This window comes from Comamonas testosteroni (assembly GCF_030505195.1).
Lineage (GTDB): Bacteria > Pseudomonadota > Gammaproteobacteria > Burkholderiales > Burkholderiaceae_C > Comamonas > Comamonas testosteroni_G.
Genome location: NZ_CP129672.1, coordinates 5266339 through 5287341, shown reverse-complemented (window position 1 = coordinate 5287341; position 21003 = coordinate 5266339). Strand labels below are relative to the sequence as shown.

Below are 21003 nucleotides of genomic sequence, written 5' to 3'. Positions count from 1 at the left end.
GAACTAAGGAACTTGTCAACATTGTGCGCCGACAATATTAATAAAATGTAAAGCAGCCAAAGGCTGCAATGACATGCCGGCAATCACCTGCCTGCCAGTCTCCTGTCAAGTGGGCCCGCGGCGCCGCAGCGCTCTCTGGGTTGAGACACCACTGTAGAAAACCTTGGCAGCAAGGCTCCTCGTCATAACGGACTAGAGCCAGCACCCGCAAAACTCCGAAATTGGCAACTGGCTGCGCTCTCAATATCAGGACAGAAGCCCCTCTTGCTGCCAAATCAATGCTGCGGCTTGCCCGTGCGTACACGCAAGATGCTGAAAACTCCGGCCAGCGCCGCAAAACAGCCGGCCACAGCCAGCGCCAGCAGTTCGGCATTGCCGCCATGCCCGCCCGAGATGGCAAAGATGGTGGCCAGCACCACGGCACCCAGCGTCTGCCCGGTCATTCGGGCCGAACTCAGCATACCGCCTGCTGCACCGCTGCGCGACATGGGGGCCGAGGTCACGATGGTGTGATTGTTGGGCGACTGGTAGAGCGCGAAGCCGCTGCCCGCCAGCAGCATGCGCCAGACCATGTCCCAGTGCGCCACATCAACCGGCATGGCCGCCAGCAGCCACAGTCCGCAGGCAAACATGGCCATGCCGATGCCGCCCAGCAGTCCGTCGGGATACTTGCCGATCAGGCGCCCGGCCACTGGCGCCGTCAGCACGGTGGCCAGCGGCCAGGCCGTGATCAGCATGCCTGCCTCCATGGGTGACAGACCGCGCGCCTCCAGCAGCAGAAATGGCAGGGCCAGATAGGACAGCATCTGCGCGCAAAAGGCAGAGACCGAGCCGCACATCGACAGCCGGAACACGGGAATGCGCAGCAGATCGACCGGAAACAAAGGAGCCGCCTTGTGCCACTGGCGGCGCAGATAGACATATCCGACCATCAGCCCGGCGCCCAGCAACCACCAGCCCGAAGCCATCAGCGAGCTGCCCGCAGCGCCCTGATCCTGCCCCATGCGCACGCCCAATTGCTCACCGCCCAGAAAAAGCAGAGTGAACATCAGGATATTGAGCAATACGTCAAGCGCCGCTATCGGCTCGCCATCCTTGCGCACCACGGGATTGGACGGCAGCGCCTTGCGCCCCATCCACAAGGTCATCAAGCCCAGCGGCACATTGATGGCAAACAGCCAGGGCCAGCTGGCGACCGACAAGATGGCAGCGGCCACCGAAGGCCCGGCCATGGACGAAGTCGCCACCACCAGCGAGTTGATGGCCATGCCGCGTCCCAGCATGGCGCGCGGATAGGTCAATCGCACCAGCGCCGCATTCACGCTCATGATGCCGGCCGCACCCATGCCTTGAAACACGCGCGCCGCAATCAGAGTGGCCAGCGAGCTGGCCAGCGTGGCCGCCACCGATGCAATGACAAACACCGTCATGCCCAGCAGATAGATGCGCCGGTAGCCCAGGCGCTCACCCAGCGCCGCCAGCGGCAGCAGCAGCACCAGACCGGCGAGCTGATAGGCGTTGACCACCCACAGCGTCAGGGCCGAGCTGGCCTGCAGCTCGCGCGCAATGGCGGGCAAGGCCAGGTTGACGATGCTGCTGTCCAGCACCGACAGGGTGAGACCCAGAATAATGACCAACATGGCGCGGCCACGCGCGCCATCGGGCAGTCCGTCATAAGCCGCAGGAGCTTTGAGCCCAGCTTCATTCGCGGGCTCAGTCATGGGCGGCTCGCTTTGCACCGGCCAACTTGCCCAGCGTTATCCAGGTCAGCGCCACGCCTACCAGCGCTCCGGCTGCCATGCCAACCACCATGGGCAGGGGCTTGCCGTTGGAAAAATGCCCCACGATCTGCATGGCCGCCGCGCCGCTGAGCATCTGCAGCGTGCCCAGCAGGGCCGAGGCCGTACCGGCAATCTCACCATGCTCTTCCAGCGCCAGCACCGAGGTGGTGGGAATCACCAGTCCCATGAAGGCACTGGCGATGAAGTACAGCACGATCAGCACTACCAGTTGCTCGCCACCCATGAGGTAGTAGGCCAGCAAGGCCGCCATGGTGAAGCCCGAAGCCGACGCCGCTGCCTTGACCACATTGACCAGGCCAAAGCGCTGACCTAGCCGCCCCGTCAGCTGCGATGCCCCGATAAAGGCAATGGCATTAAAAGCAAACGCCATGCTGTACTGCGTGGACGACAGGCCGTAATAGTTGATCAGCACAAAAGGCGAGCCTGCCAGATAGACAAAAAAGCCCGCCATGGCGCAACCACCGATAAACACCAGACCCAGGTAATGCCAGTCGCGCAGCAGGCTCAGATAGGCCTTGAGCGCGCCTCCAAGGCTGCTGTCCAGCCGCGCCTCGGCCGTGCGGGTCTCCTCCACACCGCGCCAGGTGGCAATCAAACCCAGCAAGGCGGCGGCTGCAACCACCCAGAACACGGCACGCCAGCCTGCCGCCGCAATCACGCCGCTGCCAGCCAGCGGCGCCAGAATGGGCGAGACGCTGAAGACCAGCATCAGCAGCGACATCATGCGCGCAGCGGCATGGCCGGTATGCAAGTCACGCACCACGGCACGCGGCACGGCCATGCCAGCGGCAGCGCCCAGGCCCTGCATAAAGCGAAAAGCCACCAGTATCTCGATATTGGGGGCCAGCGCACAGCCCACGCTGGCAATTGCAAATACCGTCAGACCGAAATACAACGGCGGCTTGCGGCCCACCATGTCGGAGACCGGGCCGTAGAGCAGCTGACCGACGCCGATCGAGAGAAAAAACGCCGTCAGGCTGGCTTGAACAGCGCCGACTTCGGCACCCAGGCTGGCGCCGATTTGCGGCAGCGCGGGCAAATACATATCAATGGCAAAGGGACCGATGGCCGACAACAGGCCCAGAATCAACACCAGACGCAGGGAAACAGAAGCTTGCATAGGGGACTGATTGTCGTGGTAACTTGATTTATTTGCTGGGCGAGCGCTGTTTTCATGCATAGCAGCGCAGGCTCAGAGTACAGCGCCACCAATAGCGCTGCTTTCCGCCCAGTCATCGGCGCAACGATTGCGCCAGCAGCTCGCACAATCGAGCTACTGCGAACCTTCCCTGATCCTGCCGTGATTGCTGCAAGTTCCTCCACCCGACTCTTTTCCCTCTCGCTGCCCGCTCTGGCCACGCTCTGCATGCTGACTCACACCGCCAGCGCCCAGACGGCAGCGCCCTTGCCCGCCTTTCAGCTCTCGCCAGACGCCAGCATGGTGATAGACACCCGTGCCAAGCTGGCCTGGCCGCGCTGCGTCGAGGGCATGAGCTGGAATGGCAAAGCCTGTGCCGGCAGCGCCGAGGTCTTCAGCTACAAACAGGCCATGAGCCATGCCGCAGAACGCAGCAAGGCCGAAAACCTGCGCTGGCGCCTGCCGCGCGTCAATGAGCTCAAGCGCCTGCTGGACCGCAGCAGCAAGCCCCAGGGTCTGAACCCCGAACTCTTTCCCAACGCGCCACGCGACTGGCACTGGACGGGCACGGCCGCCGTGAATGCCCAGCGTCTGAACAGCTATAACTACGCCCAGGTGGACAAATCCAGCAGCCTCTCCGGCCTCTCGGCCCAGCAGGCCTGGGCGGTCAACACCGAGACGCTGCAGGCGGTGCCCGATATGGGCAAGGGCAATGCCTTGCTGCTTCGCCTGGTGCGTCCGGCCACCGAAGCCGAGCTCGGCCCCCAGACTTCAAGCGCACCATGAAAAAAGGCCTTGCCGCTACGGCAAGGCCTTTTCAAGTCCCCCACGCTCAGCCAGCGCGCAGCGCCGCCTTGAGGCTCTCGCCCAGTTCGGGCTTGTGCGCAAACGGATCGGTCGGGTTGCGGCCCTGCACCACATCCTCCAGACGCACCTGCACCGAGCCCAGGGCCTGCGGGTGGCTGTAGATATAGAACTGGCCCGAGGCAATGGCATCGAACACCTTCTTCGCCACCTCGGCTGCCGTGACCTTGCCCGAGCCCACCGCCTTGTCGGTCATGGCCTGGCCTATCTTCTGGCTGGCCGTCAAAGGCTGCGCCTCCAGGCCCTGGGGACGGTTGCGCTCGCTGTGACCTATGCCCGTGGGCACAAAGAAGGGGCACAGCAGACTGGCGCTGACCTGGTCCGAGACCAGGGCCAGGTCCTGGTACAGCGTCTCGGTCAGCGACACCACCGCGTGCTTGCTGACGTTGTAGATACCCATGTTCGGCGGCGCCAGCAGACCGGCCATGCTCGCGGTGTTGACAATATGGCCTTCATAGGCGGGATCGGCCTTGGCGGCCTCCAGCATCATGGGCGTGAACAGGCGCACGCCATGGATCACGCCCCAGACATTGACGCCCAGCACCCATTGCCAGTCGGCCACCGTGTTTTCCCAGACCAGGCCGCCCGCGCCGACGCCCGCGTTGTTGAAGACAAAGTGCGGCGCACCAAAGGTCTCCTTGACTTCGGCAGCCAGTCGCTCCATCTGGGCCGCATCCGACACATCGACCCTGCGCGCCAGCACCTTGGCTCCGGCGGCCTTGAGCTCGGCCTCGGCCTTGTCCAGCGCCTCCTGCTGCACATCGACCAGCACCAGATTCATGCCCCTGGCAGCTCCAATGCGCGCGCATTCCAGCCCGAAGCCCGAGCCCGCACCCGTCAAAACTGCCGTCTTGCCCTTGAAATTCGTGATCATTCTTGTCTCCGGATATTTTTAAAATGGAAATAGCGCCTGCAACTGGCGCACTCCAGATCAGAGATGCCAAGCAAGAGCCGCCTCGCGGCGGGGCCGCCCCGGCGAAGGCATCGTCCCCCTCCAGCGAAGCGAGAGAGGGGGAAGGCGCAAAGCGCCTCAGGGGGTGATTTTTTTTCAGCCTCAGGGGGTTAAATCAGTTTTACCAGCTGCTTGCCGAAGTTCTTGCCCTTGAGCAGGCCCAGAAACGCGCCGGGCGCCGAGGCCAGACCTTGGGAAATCGTCTCGCGCGGCTTGAGCTTGCCGGCAGCCACCAGGCCGCCCAGCTCAGTCAGGGCCTCGCCCCAGACTTCCATGTGCTCGCTGACGATAAAGCCTTCGAGTTTGATGCGATTGACCAGCAGCAGCGCCGGGTTGGCCAGCGGCAGGGGCTGGCCGTCATAGCCGGCAATCATTCCGCACAGGGCCACACGCGCAAAGGCATTGGTGCGCAGCAGCACGGCATCGAAGATATAGCCGCCCACGTTCTCGAAATAGCCGTCGATGCCGTTGGGGCAAGCGTCCTTCAAGGCCTTGGCCATGGTCTTGACATCGGGGTGCTCGCGGTAGTCGATGCAGGCGTCAAAGCCCAGCTCATGCACGGCGTAACGGCATTTCTCGCCGCCGCCCGCAATCCCCACCACGCGGCAGCCGCGCGCCTTGGCCAGCGCCACAAAGGCGCTGCCCACGGCACCGGTCGCGGCGCTGACGACCACGGTTTCACCGGCCTTGGGGTTGATGATCTTGACCAGGCCGTACCAGGCTGTCACGCCCGGCATGCCCACCGCACCCAGGTAGTAGGACAGCGGCACATGGGTGGTGTCGACCTTGCGCAGCGCTCCGGGCACGCTGGGATCGAGCAGCGAGTACTCCTGCCAACCGCCCATGCCGACCACCTTGTCGCCGGCCTTGAACTTGGGGTGGCGGCTCTCGATAATCTCGCCCACCGTGCCGCCCTGCATGACTTCGCCCAGCGGCTGGGGCTGGGCATAGCTCTTGGAGTCGTTCATGCGGCCGCGCATATAGGGGTCCAGGCTCAGATAGTGGTGGCGCACCAGCACCTGGCCCTCGCCCACCGTGGGCAGCGGCGACTGCACCAGCTTGAAATTGCTCTCCACCGCCTCACCCTGGGGGCGGTTGTCCAAAAGGATCTGCTGATTGACCGTCATATCTGTCTCCTGTTAGAACTTCAATTTGATAGCTATCAGCGCCTTACCTCAAAGACTTTGACAGCATTTTCTACCTAAAACACATACTGAACGGGCGCTACTAGCTCATAAAACAGTAGCAACCTGTCTATCTCAATCTGTGGCCAGAGCCTGCAGTTCGCCGTCCGCCTTGGGCTTGCGCTTCATGTACTTGAAAGTGCCCGTGGCATGTACGCAAAGTCGGCCCTGCGCATCGTAGATGCGGCCTTCGGTAAAAGCCATGGTGCCCGTGCGATGCAGCAGCACGCCCTTGCCCACCAGCGGGCCGTTGGCCGCCTGCATGAACGAGGTTTTCATCTCGATGGTGACCACGCCCAGATCGAAATCCACGCTGCGCGCAGCCACGGCCATGGTCACATCCATCAGCGTCATCGAGGCTCCGCCATGGGTGACGCCAAAGGAATTCAGATGTTCGGGACGCGGTGTGAAGTGCAGCTCGGACTCACCGTCCTCCATCTTGTGGAGGGTGAAGCCCAGCTCATGCACAAAGGGAATTTCAGGACCAAATGACAACACCGCGAGACCTTTCAGAAGAGTGATGCGCCTCAGACCGCAGCAGCTGAACCGTGAATGTAAGCGCGGCGGACAACCTCAAAATGCTGCGCCGCACAAAAAACATGACTCACCCTTCATGCGCCACTATCAACCACCGACCAGAGCGCTCACGCCACCATCCACCGCCATCCACTGACCGGTGATGTGCTTGCCGGCGTCGCTGGCATAAAGCAGCGTCAGGCCCTTGAGATCCTCATCGTCACCCAGGCGGCGCAGCGGGGCATGAGAGCGCATTTCGTCCTCACCCAGCGTCTCGATGAGCACGGCCGCCATCTTGGTCTTGAAAAAGCCCGGGCAGATGGCGTTGACGGTGATGCCATGCTCGCCCCACTCGCCGGCCAGCGCGCGTGTGAAATTGATGACCGCGCCCTTGGAGGTGTTGTAGGCAATGGTCTTCATGCCCGAGGGATTACCGCCCAGGCCGGCGATCGATGCCAGATTGATGATGCGGCCGCTCTTGCGCTCCAGCATGGACAGGCGGGCAATCTGCTGGCTCAGCAGAAAATAGCCGCGCACATTCAGGTTCATCACCTTGTCCCAGGCCGCCGTCGGGTGCTCCTCTGCCGGGGCGCCCCAGCTGGCTCCGGCATTGTTGATCAGAATGTCCACATGGCCGAGGCGCTGCACGGCCTCCTTGGCCAGACGGGCGATGTCGGCCTCGTCCGAGCAGTCGGCCGCAATCCAGTCGGCTTCTATGCCTGCGGCCTTGAGCTCGGCTGCGGCCTCTTCCAGATCCTTGGCCTTGCGCGAGCTCAGCAAAATCTTCGCGCCTGCCTCGCCCAGCGCATGCGCCATCTGCAGACCCAGGCCACGCGAGCCGCCGGTCACCAGGGCCGTCTTGCCCGAGAGATCGAAAAGTTGCTGCACCGTACGTGTCATTCTCATGTCTCCTGTTTGTTATCAAGGTTCAAACCGGGTCCGCAGCGCCTTGCAAGGCCTGCCCGTCAAAAGCTGCATGAATTGTGCGGGCGCCTTAGGCCCTGTGTTGTCACCTGCGTGTCGACGCTGTCCCGCAGGTGGCAGGCCCATCGCGGCAGTCGTTTTCAGAACCCGCTGGTCACGGCTTTGGGAGCGGGCACGCAGTTGCCGACAGCACAAAAGCTGTGACCAGGCGATGTGCCGAAGCAGTGAAAATCGTGTCCACCGCTTTCAATCGGCAAACAGCGATTGTGTGCCGCCCCAGGCCCCACCCTCTATCTCCAGCATGCGCAGCTTGGTCAAAGCGCCCTGTCCGCCCGAAAACCCGCCCGGCGACCGCCCTGCGGCCAGTACCCTGTGACAGGGAACAATCGGCGCAAACGGATTGGCTCCCAGCGCCTGACCCACGGCGCGCGCCGCACCGGGCTCGCCCAGCGCTGAGGCAACTTCTCCATAGGTGCTGGTCCGTCCCGGCGCCAGGGCGCGCGTGAAGGCATAGACCCGGCTGTGAAATGCAGGGACGGCAAATTCATCGAGCGCAATCTCCAGCAGGTCAGGCAGAACGCCGCCCGGCCCATGCGCAAAGGCCTGCCGCATATCGCCCAGCACGCCGACCACCGCAGCCTCTGCGCCGAGCTGCGCCCAGCCCTGCTCGCTTTGCGAGTTCACGCCAGCCAGCAGACACTGCACCCCGGCCATGGCCTGCACGGCAAAGCCCGGAACAGCGGAGACGGAGGTCACGGCGCCATAGGCCGCAGGCCCGCGCTGGCGCTGCAGCGCATGGCGCTTGGACAGGCCCAGCAGCATGCGCTCCCGGGTTTCGCCCCAGCTGGCCTCGGGCAGCTGCACGGCACAGATGGCACTGGCATTCCAGGCCAGCCCGCATGCACCGATGCGTGTGACAAACAAGGCATGGCCGGGAAATGGCAGCGAAGCAGCGTGATTCATGCACACAGTCTACAAACGCCGTCTTTGGACCCACGCAAAAATTTTTAAAAGACTGGATACAAAAACAGTTAATTACTGTATATTTACACAGTCAAAACACTGTGGATATACGGACATGCAAGAAGCCCATTTCACCGTCTCTCTGTGCGACTACCCCGAGCTGCCCGAGGACAAGCGCCAGCAGGCCGAGGCGCGTTATGCCCGCGTGCTGGCCCGCCAGCTGGGCGGGGAAGAACAGGTCGGCGAAGCCCTGTCTCTGGTGCAGGGCCTGGAGGACACCCCGCCCGAAGAAATCACCGACGACGCCAAGCTCACATTCCAGCTCTGGATGAAAGCCGCCCGCGCCGCAGCTGAAGCCGCTTTGCAAGGCATTGGCGGCACCGAAAGCTGTTTCTTCGATGTGCGGCGCGTCTACCACTGAGTGAACGGCCACGGGCCGCGCGAGCCCCTGGACGATTTGCTGCTGCCCGGGCCGCCAACCATTGCAAGGGGCATGTGCCGCCCCGGCAACCGGAGCTCGCTGCATTGCCTACACTGGCGGCCTGTTTGACCGTGTGACTGTTTTCTCTCCATGCAAGCCCTGCTCGACGCCATTGCCCAGATGCCTTTTCCTACCGATGCCCAGCGCATCTTTCATGGCCGCGGCGGGCGGTATCCGGGCTGCGAGCAGATCTCGCTGGATGCCTTTGCACCCGTCATCGTGCTGACCAGCTTTGCCCCCATGGAGGAAGCCCAGCTGAGCCAGATCGGTCAGGCACTTGAGCAGCGCTGGCAGCAGATCGCCCCGGCCGGGCTGCCTCTGACCTGGGCCTTCCAGAGCCGCGAAAGCGGCGGCAAGGTCGAAACCCGCGTCATGGCCGGCGAGTTGCCCGAGCCGCATGTGGTGACCGAGAACGGCGCCCGCTATCTGATCCATATCGCACGCGGGCAGAACCACGGCCTGTTCCTCGACATGGCCGCCGGCCGCGACTGGGTGCGCCGACAGGTGCTGGCCCATGAGCGGCCCGCGCGCATGAAGGTGCTCAATCTGTTTGCCTACACCTGCGCGTTCTCGGTCGTAGCGAAGCTGGCCGGTGCCGGTCAGATTCTCAATATGGACATGAGCAAGAGCGCTCTGGCCACGGGTCAGCACAACCATCAGCTCAACGGCGTCAAGGCCGGCGCCAGCTTTGCCGCCCACGATATTTTCAGCAGCTGGGGCAAGATCAACCGCAGCGGGCCGTACGACCTGATCGTCGTGGACCCACCCAGCTACCAGAAAGGCAGCTTCATCGCCACCAAGGACTATGCGCGCCTGATGCGCCGCCTGCCCGATCTGCTGGTGCCGGGCGGCCAGGTCCTGCTGTGCCTGAACGCACCCGAACTCGGCACCGACTTTCTGCGCGAGCAGATGGCGGAAATCGCTCCCGAGCTGCAGTTCGTGGAACGCCTGGCCAACCCGGCCGTATTTGCCGATGTGGACGAGGAGCGAAGCCTGAAGGTGCTGGTCTATCGCGCACCTGCGCTGACAGAGGCCCAGCAGCCATGAGCGAGGGCTCAGATCAGGGCCGCAGCCTGCCTCTACAACCCCTGGACCCGGCTCTGGCAGCCACGCTGAAGCGCTTTGCCCGGCTCGATGCGGACACGCCGACCCCACAGCTCGACTATGTGCAACGCCGGCGCCTGCTCAGCGAGCTTCAGGCCGGGCTGATTCGCTCGTCCCTGCCCGGCATTTCCAGGGCCGAGCATTTTGTAGCGGCCGAGGGCCGCGAGATCTGCGTGCGCAGCTATCGCCGACAAGGCGCGGGCAGCGGCCGGACGCTGGTCTGGCTGCATGGTGGCGGCTGGATGGTGGGCGATCTCAACACCCATGACGACCTGTGCGAGCATCTGGCCCAGTTCACTGGCCATGTGGTGCTGTCCGTCCATTACCGTCGCACGCCGGAGAGCCGCTTTCCCGCGCCGCTGGACGATGTGATGGCCGTGCTGCAATGGCTGAGCGATATGCGCGGGCTGCTGCCTTTTGCGGCTGAGCAGGTCCTGCTCGGAGGCGATAGCGCTGGCGCCCATCTGGCACTGGCAGCGGCCGTGCGCCAGATTCAGCAACCCACCGATGCCTCCCGCATCGCAGGCCTGCTGCTGCTCTACCCGCCGCTGCAGCCCGATCAGGACAACGAGAGCATGCGCCGCTTTGCCACAGGCTTCGGGCTCACCCCCGCCGCCATGCAGCGCTACTGGCAGGAACTGGGCCGGCCCGAGGGCCAGGCCGCGCAATGGCTGACGCCGGGCCGCTGCAGCGCAGCCATTGCCCATCTGCCGCCTACACTTTTGATGACAGCCAGCCACGATATTCTGCGCGACGAGGCCGAAGCCTTTGCCCATGCGGCCCAGGCACTGGGCGCACCACTGCAGCTTTTGCGCGCCCCGGCGATGGTCCACGGCTTTGCGCGCATGCTGGCTGCCAGCCCGGCGGCACGCCAGCAGGTCGAGCTTGCCTGCTCGGCCTGGGCGGAACTAATAGGCCGCCAACGCCCTCAGAGCAAATAAGCTTTGCTCTCCAGACAGGTAGCTGCATGGCCCTGCGGGTGTACGCTGCACGGCGCCGTGCGCCGCCGCGCCTTTCAAACGCAATACCTCGACGCTGATGCCTCAAGCATCCAGCGCTCGCCGCCATATCTTTCATAGTCATGAGCCCAACTTCCGCCACCCCACAACAACTGATGCGCCTGGCCGTGGACCTGGCCCATGCCAACCGCCTCAACGGCGGCCGTCCATTCGGCGCCGTGCTCGCCCAGGGAAATGAAGTCGTTGCCACCGGCGTCAACGAAATCATGGCCAGCCACGACCCCAGCACCCATGCCGAAATGCAGGCCATACGCTCGGGCACGCAGCAGCGCGCCAACCCCAGCCTGGCGGGCATGTCCATCTATGCCAGCGGCCACCCCTGCCCCATGTGCCTGGCAGCCCTGGTCATGAATGGTGCCGAGCAGGTGTTCTTCGCCTTCGACAACCAAGACGCAGCGCCCTATGGTCTATCCAGCGAGAGCACGTACCAGCGCCTGCGCCTGTCGCTGACGCCGCCGCCGCTGCCCATCACCCGCATCGACACAGGCATCCGCGCGGCCCAGCTCTATGGGGATGAGGCCTGGCCCGCCGCCTGATCCTCGTTGCCGCCAAAGCCATAACAACACACCGGCGCGCCGCAGCGCAGCCAGCCCCCGAGCTTCATGACATCGACATCTTCCCGAACGCACCGCATGCCGCCATTGTTGTGGCTGGGCGTGGTGATACTGGTCACCATCAATCTGCGTCCTTTTCTGACGGCTCCAGGCCCCTTGGCCCCGACCATACAACAGGCCACGGGCATGGATTTGCGCAGCTTTTCCTGGCTCACGCTGCTACCCATGGCGCTGATGGGCATTGGCGGCTGGCTTGCTCCCACGGCCCTGCGACGCTGGGGCGCGCGCGCCGCCATCTGCGCATCGCTGCTGCTGATTGCGCTGGGCTGCGCCCTGCGCCTGACGCCTGCAGGTGCCGCCACCGGCAGTCTGCTGATCGTCACGGCCGGCCTGTGCGGCGCGGGCGTGGCGCTGGCGCAAAGCATTCTGCCGGGACTCATCAAGCGCCAGTCTCCCCACAACGTGGCGCCCATGATGGGCCTGTATTCGGCTGCACTCATGGGCGGCGGCGCGCTCAGCGCCCAGCTTTCGCCCGTGGCCATGCAGCTGGGTCTGAGCTGGCAGGCTTCGCTGGCCATCTGGGCCATTCCGGTGCTGCTGGCATTGCCGCTGGCTTGGCATGCGCTGACCCTGATGCACGAGCCCGTTGCCCGTATGCCCTCCGCGCCCCTGGTACAGGCCAACAGCGACAGCGACACCGGCTGGCTGCTGCGCCGTGGCCGCACCTGGCTGCTGCTGATCAGCTTTGGCCTGATGAACGGCGGTTATGGCTCCACCGTTGCCTGGCTCGCTCCGTTCTATCAAACCCATGGCTGGACGGCCACGCAAAGCGGCTCGCTGCTGGCCATTCTGTCCATTGCGCAGGCCGCATCGGCACTGGCCATGCCCGCTCTCGCGCGCCGCAGCCTGGACCGTCGCCGCTGGCTCATGCTGGCCTTGCTACTGCAGATCATCGGCTTTGCGGGCCTCGGGCTCTGGCCCGACGCCATGCCCACACTCAATGCCATCGTGCTGGGCCTGGGCCTGGGAGGCTGCTTTTCGCTCTTCATGCTGGTGGCATTGGACCATCTGCCTTCACCCACACAGGCCGGCGCGCTGAACTCGCTGATGCAGGGCGGCGGCTTCATCCTTGCAGCACTGGCCCCTCTGGTCATGGCGCAACTGCACCAGATCAGCGGCAACTGGACGGCCGGCTGGCTCTATCAGGCCGGCGTAGCCGCACTGGTCTGCCTGCTGGTGACACGCTTCAATCCCAAGGGCTACCAGCAAGCCATGCAGCGGCCATGAATCCGCCATCTCGCGACAAAAAAGGGCCTGGAAATTTCCAGGCCCTTTTTGTTTTGGCTTGAGCTACTCGTTGACCAGCAGTTGCAGCCCATGCGCCTCGGTCGGCAAGGGCACCTCCCATCGGTGCAACATGCCCAGCAATGCGGCATTGCCGAGTGTGGTGTCGCGCTTGCTGTTGCGCGCCAGCAAAGTGGGCCTGCTCGCCTCCAGATGCACCAACCCCACCTGTGCGCCATAGGCCAGGCACAGCTCCAACGTCTTGCCACGCATCTGCCTGGACAGGTGCGTGGCGTTCCAGACGAAGGCAGCCTTGGCGCGCAGCAGGCTCTTGGCCTTGTCCACGGCTCGGTGGGCAGCAGCGCCCTCGTTCTCGCCATGGCGCAAGCCCAGCTCGGCGCGCGCATCGTCAAACGACACCACGGGCAAGCCCGGATGATGCTGCACCACCCAGTGGTTCTTGCCCGATGCTGGCAGACCGCACATGACGATGACGCGCGAGCCCGGCTCTTCGTGCAAGGCGTAGTCCGGGTGCAGCTCGGCACCGCGGAAATAGCGCACTGCCGTCTCGGCCGAAGCAAAGCTTCGCGGCTTGCGCAAACAGCCCTCTTCCAGCGCCAGCTCCCTGAACAGCTCGATATTCACCAGCACATTGCCCACATCGGGACAGATGCGGCCGCGAATATCGGCACGAGCCAGTAGCACCAGCAAATGCAGATCGACCTGCCAGGACAGCTCTCTGACCATGAACTCGGGCGAGACGCCTCGGCGCGAATCGGCAAAGGCAAAGAACGGCACCTGATGCACTGCAATCAGGCGGCAGACCGCCTCGCGCAGGGACACGGGCGTGCCAGCCTCCCAGAGCATGAGCCGCGCATCCAGCGCCCCCCGACGTGAGTGGCCCGGTTGCGAGATGCGGCCGTCGTCGGCGATCTGCGTGGTCGAGCACTTGGCGACATCGTGCAGCAGCGCGGCCAGAAAGACCGTCTCGCGCTCCTCGTTGGTGAGCCCCGTATAGTCGCCATCCTGCAGCAGTTCGCTCACCACCATCTGCGTATGCGTCCAGACATCGCCTTCGGCATGGTAGACAGGGTCTTGCGGCGTGGTCTTGGCCAGCTCCAGTTGCGGGAAGGCGTCCAGGCAGGCCGCCCAGTCCACCGAGTCGTGAGTGGAATGCGGCACCAGGGCCGCGATCTGTTTCCAACTCCACATAAGTTCTCCTTTCACCGCAGCCTCTTCATGAAAGCCACGGCTTTGATAGCTATCAGCGCTTGTTGGACAAGCCTCACCAGCTTTTTTGAATCTTGCTGGCAAAGATATCGACACCTGCACGCAGACCGTTGGCGACGATGGGCCGCTCGCTGTGGTGCGAGCCCGATTCCAGGATCACCTGCACAAAGTCGGAGCGCACGAACTTGTAACGCTCCACGGTCTGGCCGTTCTCCTCGACCTTGATATACAGACCTTCGGCAAGTTCGGATCTGTCGGTCTGGCGCCAAGCCAGCGGCAGATCCAGCTTCTGCCTTTGCACCTGATCCTCGAACACCGCCTTCCAGCGAGCGCTTCGCCCCAGGGACGGTGCCAGCAATGCCAGCAAATCCTGCATGCGTCTCGGTGCGATACCGGCGTAGAGCACAGGCACGGACACCACGGGCACACTGTCCAGCAGCGCATGACGCTGCGGCGTATCCAGAAACTGCTGCGCCACGCGGTCCCAGATGTCGAACTCGCAAAACCAGTGCGGCAACGCGTCGTAGTACAGCGAGTGCTTGGCATACAGCCATTCGCCATACATCACATAGCGATCGTCCAGCAGCGCCATCAGCGCGCTTTCATGGGCTCGGGCCCATTGCTTGCAGGCGTTGAACTGACGCTCGCGCCCGCCCATCTGATCGGCTTGCAGATAGTGGCCGCGCGACTGCAGCAGCAAACTGCCGTCGGCGCCAAAGCTCAGCGCCGCATTGGCGCCGTCGAGCTTTTCCTCGACCACGATATGCCGGCCGGCCAGTGCTTCATAGGACACGGCATCGGCCTGATCACCGACCTGCAGCCGCGAGCCACGCAGATGCGGCGTGCGCGGATATTTGAGAATCTCCAGATTGAATAAATGGGAAGTAGTCATGTTGTGCTTTCCAAAAAGGGAATAAGCCACGCGCCAAAAGACGTGGCAGACAAACCAAGGACAACGAAAGCGGCACTCGCCGCCACCATCGGGCGAAGACAAAAGCACCTGGCCGCCGAGCAAAGGGCAGGCCGGGATTCAGAGAGTGGAAAAGCGCGGGACCGGGGCTCGAGCCCGATCGCAAACGCCGGGCAAGGGCTTGCCCATCGTGAAGAAATGCCCCTTTGGGGCGGCAGGCCACCCGGGCCATGCGCCTCAGGGGGCCGATAAGTCCATACCGCAGCGCACACCTGAAAGATCAGCGTGTGGCGAAGTCGTTTAGCGCAAACGAATCTGGCAGGACATGGTGCACCTCGAAAATGAGAGCGGATAACGCAAGTGGGGTAAAGGCTGGCGAGTTTATTGGCTTGGTATAGCAACTGCCAAGCGGTTTGCAGGGCCTGTGGTGCAAAGACCACGAATCGGTTTCACAGCGATGAAACACAGGCTGGTTACAAATCGTAGTTTTCTTCCTGCACCTGCCAAACTCTCAATGACATCTGCACTTGCCTTGCGCCAACCTCTTCTGATTTCCCTGATCGCAGCCGCCGCCCTGGCCGCCTGCGGTGGTGACGACAACAACACGAACAGCACCACCCCAGCGCCTGCTCCGAACCCCGAAGTCCCGACACCGGCCCCCGAACCCGAGAAGACGCCTGTCTCGCTCCTGCTTGAAAAGATCGGCAGCTATCAGTCGGGCATCTTCTTGCAGAGCGCCGCTGAAATTACGGCTTTCGATCCCGTCACCAAGCGTGGCTTTGTGGTCAACGCCCAGAAAGGTGCGCTGGATGTGCTGGACATGAGCAACCCTGCCGCACCGCGCATGCTCGCCAGCCTGGACGCCACCAAGCTATCGCTGGGTGCGGGGGCCTCGATCAACAGCGTGGCCGTGCATGGAGGCCTGGTGGCTGCAGCCGTGCAGGCATCGGTCAAGACGGACAAGGGCATGGTCGTCATCTATGACGCCGACAAGCTCGGCGTGATCGCCGAAGTGCCCGTGGGCGCCCTGCCCGATATGCTGACCTTCACCCCCGACGGCAAGACCATTGTGGTCGCCAACGAGGGCGAGCCCAGCGATGACTACCAGATGGACCCCGAAGGCTCGATCAGTGTGATCGACGTGAGCGCGCCCGCCAAGCCTGTGGCTCGCACTGCCGACTTCAAGGCCTTCAACAGCCAGAAGGCGCAGTTGCTGGCCAAGGGCGTGCGCATCTTCGGCCCGACCGCAGACGGCCTGGGAACGGCCGCAGTGGCCAACGACCTGGAGCCCGAATACATCGCCGTGGCCCCCGACGGCAAGACGGCCTGGGTGACACTGCAGGAAAACAATGCGCTGGCGATTGTGGACATTGCCAGCGCCACCGTGACCGATGTGGTGGCACTGGGCTACAAGGATCATGGCGCCATTGGCAACGAGCTGGACTTCGCTGACAGTGACGGCAAGAGCCCGGTCATCGACATCGCCCAGGCCCCCAACGTCTTCGGCATGTTCCAGCCTGACTCCATCGCCGCCTACAAGGCCGCCGACGGGGCAACCTATCTGGTCACGGCCAATGAAGGCGATGCACGCGCCTGGGGTGAAGGCAACAAGAGCTATTTCGGCACGGCCGCCGACAAGACGAACGGCACCCCGGCTTCGGCAGGCGATGTGACCAAGGGTTTTGTGGAAGAGTGGCGCATCAAGCATCTGGTGCACAAGGACGGCTTTCTGCGCCGTGCGGGCGACGACCTGCCCGCCCATCTGGCCAGGCTGGCCAGCGGCGCCTATCTGAATGGCGCCAACTTTGCCTGGTGCGGCGCTGTTGGCGCAGATCCCAAGACCTGCCGCGACGACGACAAACTGGGCCGCCTCAAGGTCACCTGGACCATGGGCTACCAGACAGACAGCAGCGGCAACCCCGTCAAGGACGGCAAGGGATATCTGACCTATGACAGGATCTATGCCTATGGAGGTCGCTCCATCTCCATCTGGGATGCCAAGGGCAAGCAGGTCTGGGACTCTGGCGCGGCCATCGAAAAATTCATCGCCAGCCCCGAATGCAAGCTGGGCGCCAAACGTGACATTGCCTGCGCCACCTACTTCAACACCGGTCATGACGAAACGGCCAGGCTCGATGCGCGCAGCAGCGCCAAGGGTCCCGAGCCCGAAGGCCTGACCGTGGGCCAGATCGGCACCAAGACCTTTGTCTTTGTGGGCCTGGAACGCATGGGCGGCATTCTAGTGTTCGACATCACCGATCCCAAGGCACCCAAGCAGATCGACTATCTGAACACTCGCGAGAACTGGACGGCCAGCTTTGACAGCAAGTCTCCGGTGACAGGCACTGCTCTGAGCGATGTGGGTGATCTGGGCCCCGAAGGCCTGCACTTCATTTCCGCAGCCAAGTCGCCCAACGGCAAGCCGCTACTGATGGTGGGCAACGAGGTCAGCGGCACCACGGCCATCTACCAGCTCAATGTGCAATATTGAAACCTGCAGACAAGCAGTCGCTTTCATGCCAAGCCCCGTCCCCACGGGGCTTTTTGCTATTTAAATCAAGCAAAGACTGCGCCCAGGGTTTCTCAATTACGTAACAATAAGCGCCAGCGGTCGGTGTACCGCCTATGGGTTCCCATTCGCCGCAAGCCAAACGCTTGCGACCTACTAAACCGCCGTGTATCCGGACGGCGGTGGCTTTTTGAACGGAGCACTTAATGACGCACTCTTTCGCTCGCCGCCAGGCGCTGCGCGGCTTGGCCGTGGCAGCTCTCGCCTCCTCCTTGCTGTCCGCAGCGCATGCAGACACCCCCGCCGTGCTGCGCGTCTCGGCCATTCCTGACGAGGCACCGACCGAGCTGCAGCGCAAGTTCAAGCCCCTGGGCGAATACCTCTCGCAAGCCACCGGCATGAAGGTGGTCTTCACCCCCGTCTCCGACTACGCGGCCGTGGTCGAGTCTCTGGCCACCCGCAAGCTGGACCTGGCCTGGCTGGGCGGCTTCACCTATGTGCAGGCCAAGATCCGCACCAATGGCACGGCCATCCCTATCGTGCAGCGAGCCGAGGATGCAGTCTTCACCAGCAAGTTCATCACGGCCGACCCTGCCATCAAGTCGCTGGCCGACCTCAAGGGCAAGACCTTTGCCTTCGGCGCCCCTTCATCCACTTCGGGCAGCCTGATGCCGCGCTTCTTCCTGCAGCAGGACGGCCTGAATCCCGAAAAAGACTTCAAGACCGTGGCCTACTCGGGCGCGCATGACGCCACAGTGGCCTTTGTGGCCGCAGGCAAGGCCGAGGCCGGCGTGCTCAATACCTCGGTGTGGGACAAGCTGGTCGAATCCAAGAAGGTGGACACCAGCAAGGTACGCGTGTTCGCCACGACGCCCACCTACTTTGACTACAACTGGACGGTGCGCGGCGACCTGGACCCGACCATCGTCAAGAAGCTGACCGCTGCCTTCCTGGCACTGGACCCCAGCAAGCCAGAGCACAAGGCCATCATGGACCTGCAGCGCGCCTCCAAGTTCATCGCCACCGACTCCAAGAACTACGACGGCATTGAAGCCGCCGCCAAGTCCGCCGGTTTGCTGAAGTAAAAAATTCAGCTTTTTTGACTGCCAACGCTTATGCATAAAGCGTTGGCAGCTATTGTTTTCAGAGTGTTCGTCTCATGAGCTTCATGCTGGACGATGTGGGCCTGACCCACAGCAACGGCTTTACCGCCCTGTCCCATATCTCCTTGTCCGCCACACAGGGCGAGAGCATTGCGCTCATCGGGCCCTCGGGCGCCGGCAAGACTTCTCTGCTGAGCACCATCGGAACGGCCTATCTGCCCACGGCAGGCCGCCTGCAGGTGCTGGGCCGGGCCGCGTCTGCGCAATCCGCCGCCCGCGAGATCAAGGCCCTGCGCAGCCGCATCGGCACCGTGCACCAGGCCGCCCCCATTCCGCTGCGCCAGCGCGTGGTCACGGCCGTGCTGGCCGGCAAGCTGGGCCAGTGGCCGATGTGGAAGGCGCTGGCATCGCTGGCCTATCCGCAGGACATTGCGGGCGCGCGCGAAGCCCTGGCCCGCGTGCAGCTTGACGACAAGCTGTTTGCACGCTGCGACCAGCTCTCGGGCGGTCAGCTGCAGCGTGTGGGCATTGCCCGCGTGCTCTACCAGCAGGCCGAGCTGATTCTGGCCGACGAGCCGGTCTCGGCCCTGGACCCCGCGCTCTCGCAGGCCACGGTGCAGTTGCTGGTGCGGGAAGCCGCCGCGCGCCAGGCCACGCTGGTGGCCAGCCTGCATGCCGTCGATCTGGCGCTGGCCAACTTCACCCGCATCGTCGGCGTGCGCAATGGCCGCCTAGCCTTTGACCTGCCGGCCGCGCAGGTCAGCGATGCCCAGCTGCAAGCCCTCTATGCCCATGCCGATGGCCGCCCGGCCGAGCTGCCCACGCTGCACAACCGCCTGGCTCAGCGCGATCTCGCCAGCGCCGCGCCCACTCCCATCCAGGTGAACGCATGCCGGTAGACATGGCCGAGCCAGCCCGTCCATCGAGCCGCGATCCCTCCGCTCGCGGCCGCCTGAGCGGGCTGATCCTGGCCCTGGTCGTGCTCTGGCCCATGCTGCAGACCTCGGGCTTCTCGCTCAAACCGCTGTTCGATGCCGACAATCTCAAGGTCATAGGCGGCTTTCTCGCGCAATTTCTGCCGCCCGAAACCAGTGGGGAGTTCCTGGCCTACCTGGCTCAGGCCACGCTGGAGACCCTGGCCATCGCCACAGCCGGCATGGCGCTGGCTTTTGTGATTGCCGTGCCCATGGCCTATCTGTCCACGGGCGCGGCACGCGAGAGGATCACACTCAACCCCATCGCCCGAAGCATGCTCACCGTCTTGCGCGGCATTCCCGAGCTGGTGTGGGCTCTGGTATTTGTGCGTGTCTTTGGCCTGGGCCCCGCAGCCGGCGTTCTGGCCCTGGGCCTGACCTATGGCGGCATGCTGGCCAAGGTCTATGCCGAAATTCTCGAATCCACCGATCCGGCGCCGGCCCGCGCCCTGCGCGCTTGCGGTGCCGGCCGTATCCAGGCCCTGCTCTATGGCCTGCTGCCCCAGGCCGCCAAGGAGCTGACCTCCTACACCGTCTACCGCTGGGAATGCGCAGTCCGCGCCTCGGTGGTCATGGGCTTTGTCGGTGCGGGAGGCCTGGGCCAGCTCATGGACCAGGCCATGAAGATGCTCAACGGCGGCGAAGCCGCCAGCATTTTGCTGGCCTTCATGCTGCTGGTGGCAGCGGCCGATCTGCTCTCCTGGTGGCTGCGTCGCGCGCTCGACACCGCGCCTGCCGCGCGCGCCTTGCCCTTCGGCTGGCGAACCGGCACATTTCTGCTGGCTGCCTGCGCGGCGCTATGGGCCAGCCTGCGGCTTCTGGATATTGATTTCTCGGCGCTGTTCACGGCAGATGCGGCCGCCAGCATGGGCGACTTTGTACGCGGCTTTTTCCCGCCTGATCTGAGCCAGCCCTGGCTGCTCAAGGTGCTGCAAGGCATCTGGGAGACTCTGGCCATCTCCATCGTCGGCACCTTGCTGGCTGCGATCGGGGGCCTGCTGCTGGCCCTGCCGCGCTGGCGTGCGCCGTGGAATGTGGTGCTCAACGTGCTGCGGTCCGTGCCCGAGCTGGTCTGGGCCACGATCACCGCGCTAGCCGTGGGCCTGGGCCCATTTGCCGGTGCCCTGGCCCTGGCCATGCATACCACGGGTGTGCTGGGCCGCCTGTTTGCCGAGGCCTTGCAGAACACCCCGGTAGCTCCCGCGAATGCCCTCAGGCTCAGCGGCAGCAATCGCCTGCTGGCATTTTGCTACGGCACCCTGCCAGGCGCAGCGCCGCAGTTGCTGGCATACACGCTGTACCGCTGGGAAATGAATATCCGCATGGCGGCGATTCTGGGCTTTGTGGGAGCTGGCGGACTGGGCCAGTTGCTGTACTTCGAGCTGTCGCTGTTCCACTATGCCCAGGCCAGCACCGTGATCATGGCCATGCTCTTGCTGAGCATTGCCGTGGACTGGAGCAGCGCCGGCCTGCGCCGCGCCATGCGTTGAGA

General features: G+C 63.8%; 19 protein-coding genes. 10 read left to right on the top strand and 9 right to left on the bottom strand.

Features of this window, described 5'->3' with window-relative positions; all coding sequences use genetic code 11:
* Positions 1-275 precede the first annotated feature (275 nt).
* Together QYQ99_RS24435 and QYQ99_RS24430 are read right to left on the bottom strand one after the other, a co-directional pair.
* Positions 276-1721 carry an MFS transporter gene (locus QYQ99_RS24435; protein ID WP_302090390.1) on the bottom strand — a complete coding sequence of 482 codons (1446 nt, stop codon included), beginning with the start codon at positions 1719-1721 and terminating at the stop codon, positions 276-278.
* Positions 1714-2922, bottom strand: a complete 1209-nt coding sequence (locus QYQ99_RS24430) for a multidrug effflux MFS transporter (RefSeq protein ID WP_302090389.1) — start codon at positions 2920-2922, stop codon at positions 1714-1716. Before QYQ99_RS24430 ends, QYQ99_RS24435 begins: the two co-directional genes overlap by 8 nt.
* Before the next feature lie 246 nt (positions 2923-3168).
* On the opposite strand from QYQ99_RS24430, the gene QYQ99_RS24425 reads away from it, so the two are divergent.
* Positions 3169-3726 (top strand): DUF1566 domain-containing protein, encoded by a 558-nt coding sequence (locus QYQ99_RS24425; RefSeq protein ID WP_302090388.1) that lies wholly within the window; start codon positions 3169-3171, stop codon positions 3724-3726.
* A gap of 46 nt (positions 3727-3772) precedes the next feature.
* On the opposite strand, the gene QYQ99_RS24420 is transcribed toward QYQ99_RS24425, so the two are convergent.
* From QYQ99_RS24420 to QYQ99_RS24400, 5 genes are all read right to left on the bottom strand, one after another.
* Entirely contained in the window at positions 3773-4678 is a 906-nt protein-coding gene (locus QYQ99_RS24420) for an SDR family oxidoreductase (RefSeq protein WP_302090387.1), read from the bottom strand.
* A 188-nt stretch (positions 4679-4866) separates the two neighbouring features.
* Positions 4867-5883: an NADP-dependent oxidoreductase gene (locus tag QYQ99_RS24415; RefSeq protein WP_302090386.1), complete on the bottom strand. Its 1017-nt coding sequence runs from the start codon at positions 5881-5883 to the stop codon at positions 4867-4869.
* Positions 5884-6015: 132 nt separating this feature from the next.
* Complete coding sequence (locus QYQ99_RS24410; protein WP_053283987.1) at positions 6016-6438, bottom strand: PaaI family thioesterase; 423 nt, start codon at positions 6436-6438, stop codon at positions 6016-6018.
* Positions 6439-6564: 126 nt separating this feature from the next.
* Positions 6565-7356: an SDR family oxidoreductase gene (locus tag QYQ99_RS24405; protein ID WP_302093258.1), complete on the bottom strand. Its 792-nt coding sequence runs from the start codon at positions 7354-7356 to the stop codon at positions 6565-6567.
* A gap of 270 nt (positions 7357-7626) precedes the next feature.
* On the bottom strand, positions 7627-8343 hold the full coding sequence (locus QYQ99_RS24400) for a methylated-DNA--[protein]-cysteine S-methyltransferase (protein WP_302090385.1): 717 nt from the start codon (positions 8341-8343) through the stop codon (positions 7627-7629).
* A gap of 115 nt (positions 8344-8458) precedes the next feature.
* On the opposite strand from QYQ99_RS24400, the gene QYQ99_RS24395 reads away from it, so the two are divergent.
* The 5 genes from QYQ99_RS24395 (at position 8459) to QYQ99_RS24375 (ending at position 12788) form a co-directional block, all read left to right on the top strand.
* Positions 8459-8764 carry a hypothetical protein gene (locus tag QYQ99_RS24395; RefSeq protein WP_302090384.1) on the top strand — a complete coding sequence of 102 codons (306 nt, stop codon included), beginning with the start codon at positions 8459-8461 and terminating at the stop codon, positions 8762-8764.
* Between the two features lie 150 nt (positions 8765-8914).
* Positions 8915-9871, top strand: coding sequence for a class I SAM-dependent methyltransferase (locus QYQ99_RS24390; protein ID WP_302090383.1), 957 nt, complete (start codon positions 8915-8917; stop codon positions 9869-9871).
* On the top strand, positions 9868-10869 hold the full coding sequence (locus QYQ99_RS24385; RefSeq protein WP_302090382.1) for an alpha/beta hydrolase fold domain-containing protein: 1002 nt from the start codon (positions 9868-9870) through the stop codon (positions 10867-10869). Before QYQ99_RS24390 ends, QYQ99_RS24385 begins: the two co-directional genes overlap by 4 nt.
* 173 nt (positions 10870-11042) lie before the next feature.
* Positions 11043-11483, top strand: coding sequence for a nucleoside deaminase (locus QYQ99_RS24380; RefSeq protein WP_302093257.1), 441 nt, complete (start codon positions 11043-11045; stop codon positions 11481-11483).
* Between the two features lie 66 nt (positions 11484-11549).
* Positions 11550-12788: a cyanate transporter gene (locus tag QYQ99_RS24375; protein WP_302090381.1), complete on the top strand. Its 1239-nt coding sequence runs from the start codon at positions 11550-11552 to the stop codon at positions 12786-12788.
* Between the two features lie 63 nt (positions 12789-12851).
* Here the strand turns inward: QYQ99_RS24375 and QYQ99_RS24370 are convergent, their stop codons facing one another.
* Together QYQ99_RS24370 and QYQ99_RS24365 are read right to left on the bottom strand one after the other, a co-directional pair.
* Entirely contained in the window at positions 12852-13997 is a 1146-nt protein-coding gene (locus tag QYQ99_RS24370; RefSeq protein ID WP_302090380.1) for an AAA family ATPase, read from the bottom strand.
* A 73-nt stretch (positions 13998-14070) separates the two neighbouring features.
* A complete protein-coding gene (locus QYQ99_RS24365; protein ID WP_302090379.1) occupies positions 14071-14907 on the bottom strand; it encodes an RNA ligase family protein in 837 nt (278 codons plus the stop codon).
* Between the two features lie 532 nt (positions 14908-15439).
* On the opposite strand from QYQ99_RS24365, the gene QYQ99_RS24360 reads away from it, so the two are divergent.
* The 4 genes from QYQ99_RS24360 to phnE all read left to right on the top strand — a co-directional run bounded on the left by QYQ99_RS24360 (position 15440) and on the right by phnE (position 21001).
* The gene (locus QYQ99_RS24360; protein ID WP_302090378.1) at positions 15440-17416 is read left to right on the top strand and encodes a choice-of-anchor I family protein; all 1977 of its coding nucleotides are present in this window, start codon (positions 15440-15442) and stop codon (positions 17414-17416) included.
* Between the two features lie 224 nt (positions 17417-17640).
* Positions 17641-18519 carry a putative selenate ABC transporter substrate-binding protein gene (locus tag QYQ99_RS24355; RefSeq protein WP_302090377.1) on the top strand — a complete coding sequence of 293 codons (879 nt, stop codon included), beginning with the start codon at positions 17641-17643 and terminating at the stop codon, positions 18517-18519.
* A 74-nt stretch (positions 18520-18593) separates the two neighbouring features.
* Positions 18594-19436: a phosphonate ABC transporter ATP-binding protein gene (locus tag QYQ99_RS24350; protein ID WP_302090376.1), complete on the top strand. Its 843-nt coding sequence runs from the start codon at positions 18594-18596 to the stop codon at positions 19434-19436.
* On the top strand, positions 19427-21001 hold the full coding sequence (gene phnE / locus QYQ99_RS24345) for a phosphonate ABC transporter, permease protein PhnE (protein WP_302090375.1): 1575 nt from the start codon (positions 19427-19429) through the stop codon (positions 20999-21001). The genes QYQ99_RS24350 and phnE overlap by 10 nt, the downstream gene beginning before the upstream one ends.
* The last annotated feature ends 2 nt before the right edge of the window (positions 21002-21003 follow it).

Excerpts from the sequence above, each read along its gene's own strand:
- QYQ99_RS24435 (WP_302090390.1), bottom strand. The coding sequence starts at position 1,721 with ATGACTGAGCCCGCGAATGAAGCTGGGCTCAAAGCTCCTGCGGCTTAT.
- QYQ99_RS24430 (WP_302090389.1), bottom strand. The coding sequence starts at position 2,922 with ATGCAAGCTTCTGTTTCCCTGCGTCTGGTGTTGATTCTGGGCCTGTTG.
- QYQ99_RS24425 (WP_302090388.1), top strand. The coding sequence starts at position 3,169 with ATGCTGACTCACACCGCCAGCGCCCAGACGGCAGCGCCCTTGCCCGCC.
- QYQ99_RS24420 (WP_302090387.1), bottom strand. The coding sequence starts at position 4,678 with ATGATCACGAATTTCAAGGGCAAGACGGCAGTTTTGACGGGTGCGGGC.
- QYQ99_RS24415 (WP_302090386.1), bottom strand. The coding sequence starts at position 5,883 with ATGACGGTCAATCAGCAGATCCTTTTGGACAACCGCCCCCAGGGTGAG.
- QYQ99_RS24405 (WP_302093258.1), bottom strand. The coding sequence starts at position 7,356 with ATGACACGTACGGTGCAGCAACTTTTCGATCTCTCGGGCAAGACGGCC.
- QYQ99_RS24400 (WP_302090385.1), bottom strand. The coding sequence starts at position 8,343 with ATGAATCACGCTGCTTCGCTGCCATTTCCCGGCCATGCCTTGTTTGTC.
- QYQ99_RS24395 (WP_302090384.1), top strand. The coding sequence starts at position 8,459 with ATGCAAGAAGCCCATTTCACCGTCTCTCTGTGCGACTACCCCGAGCTG.
- QYQ99_RS24390 (WP_302090383.1), top strand. The coding sequence starts at position 8,915 with ATGCAAGCCCTGCTCGACGCCATTGCCCAGATGCCTTTTCCTACCGAT.
- QYQ99_RS24385 (WP_302090382.1), top strand. The coding sequence starts at position 9,868 with ATGAGCGAGGGCTCAGATCAGGGCCGCAGCCTGCCTCTACAACCCCTG.
- QYQ99_RS24380 (WP_302093257.1), top strand. The coding sequence starts at position 11,043 with ATGCGCCTGGCCGTGGACCTGGCCCATGCCAACCGCCTCAACGGCGGC.
- QYQ99_RS24375 (WP_302090381.1), top strand. The coding sequence starts at position 11,550 with ATGACATCGACATCTTCCCGAACGCACCGCATGCCGCCATTGTTGTGG.
- QYQ99_RS24370 (WP_302090380.1), bottom strand. The coding sequence starts at position 13,997 with ATGTGGAGTTGGAAACAGATCGCGGCCCTGGTGCCGCATTCCACTCAC.
- QYQ99_RS24365 (WP_302090379.1), bottom strand. The coding sequence starts at position 14,907 with ATGACTACTTCCCATTTATTCAATCTGGAGATTCTCAAATATCCGCGC.
- QYQ99_RS24360 (WP_302090378.1), top strand. The coding sequence starts at position 15,440 with ATGACATCTGCACTTGCCTTGCGCCAACCTCTTCTGATTTCCCTGATC.
- QYQ99_RS24355 (WP_302090377.1), top strand. The coding sequence starts at position 17,641 with ATGACGCACTCTTTCGCTCGCCGCCAGGCGCTGCGCGGCTTGGCCGTG.
- QYQ99_RS24350 (WP_302090376.1), top strand. The coding sequence starts at position 18,594 with ATGAGCTTCATGCTGGACGATGTGGGCCTGACCCACAGCAACGGCTTT.
- phnE (WP_302090375.1), top strand. The coding sequence starts at position 19,427 with ATGCCGGTAGACATGGCCGAGCCAGCCCGTCCATCGAGCCGCGATCCC.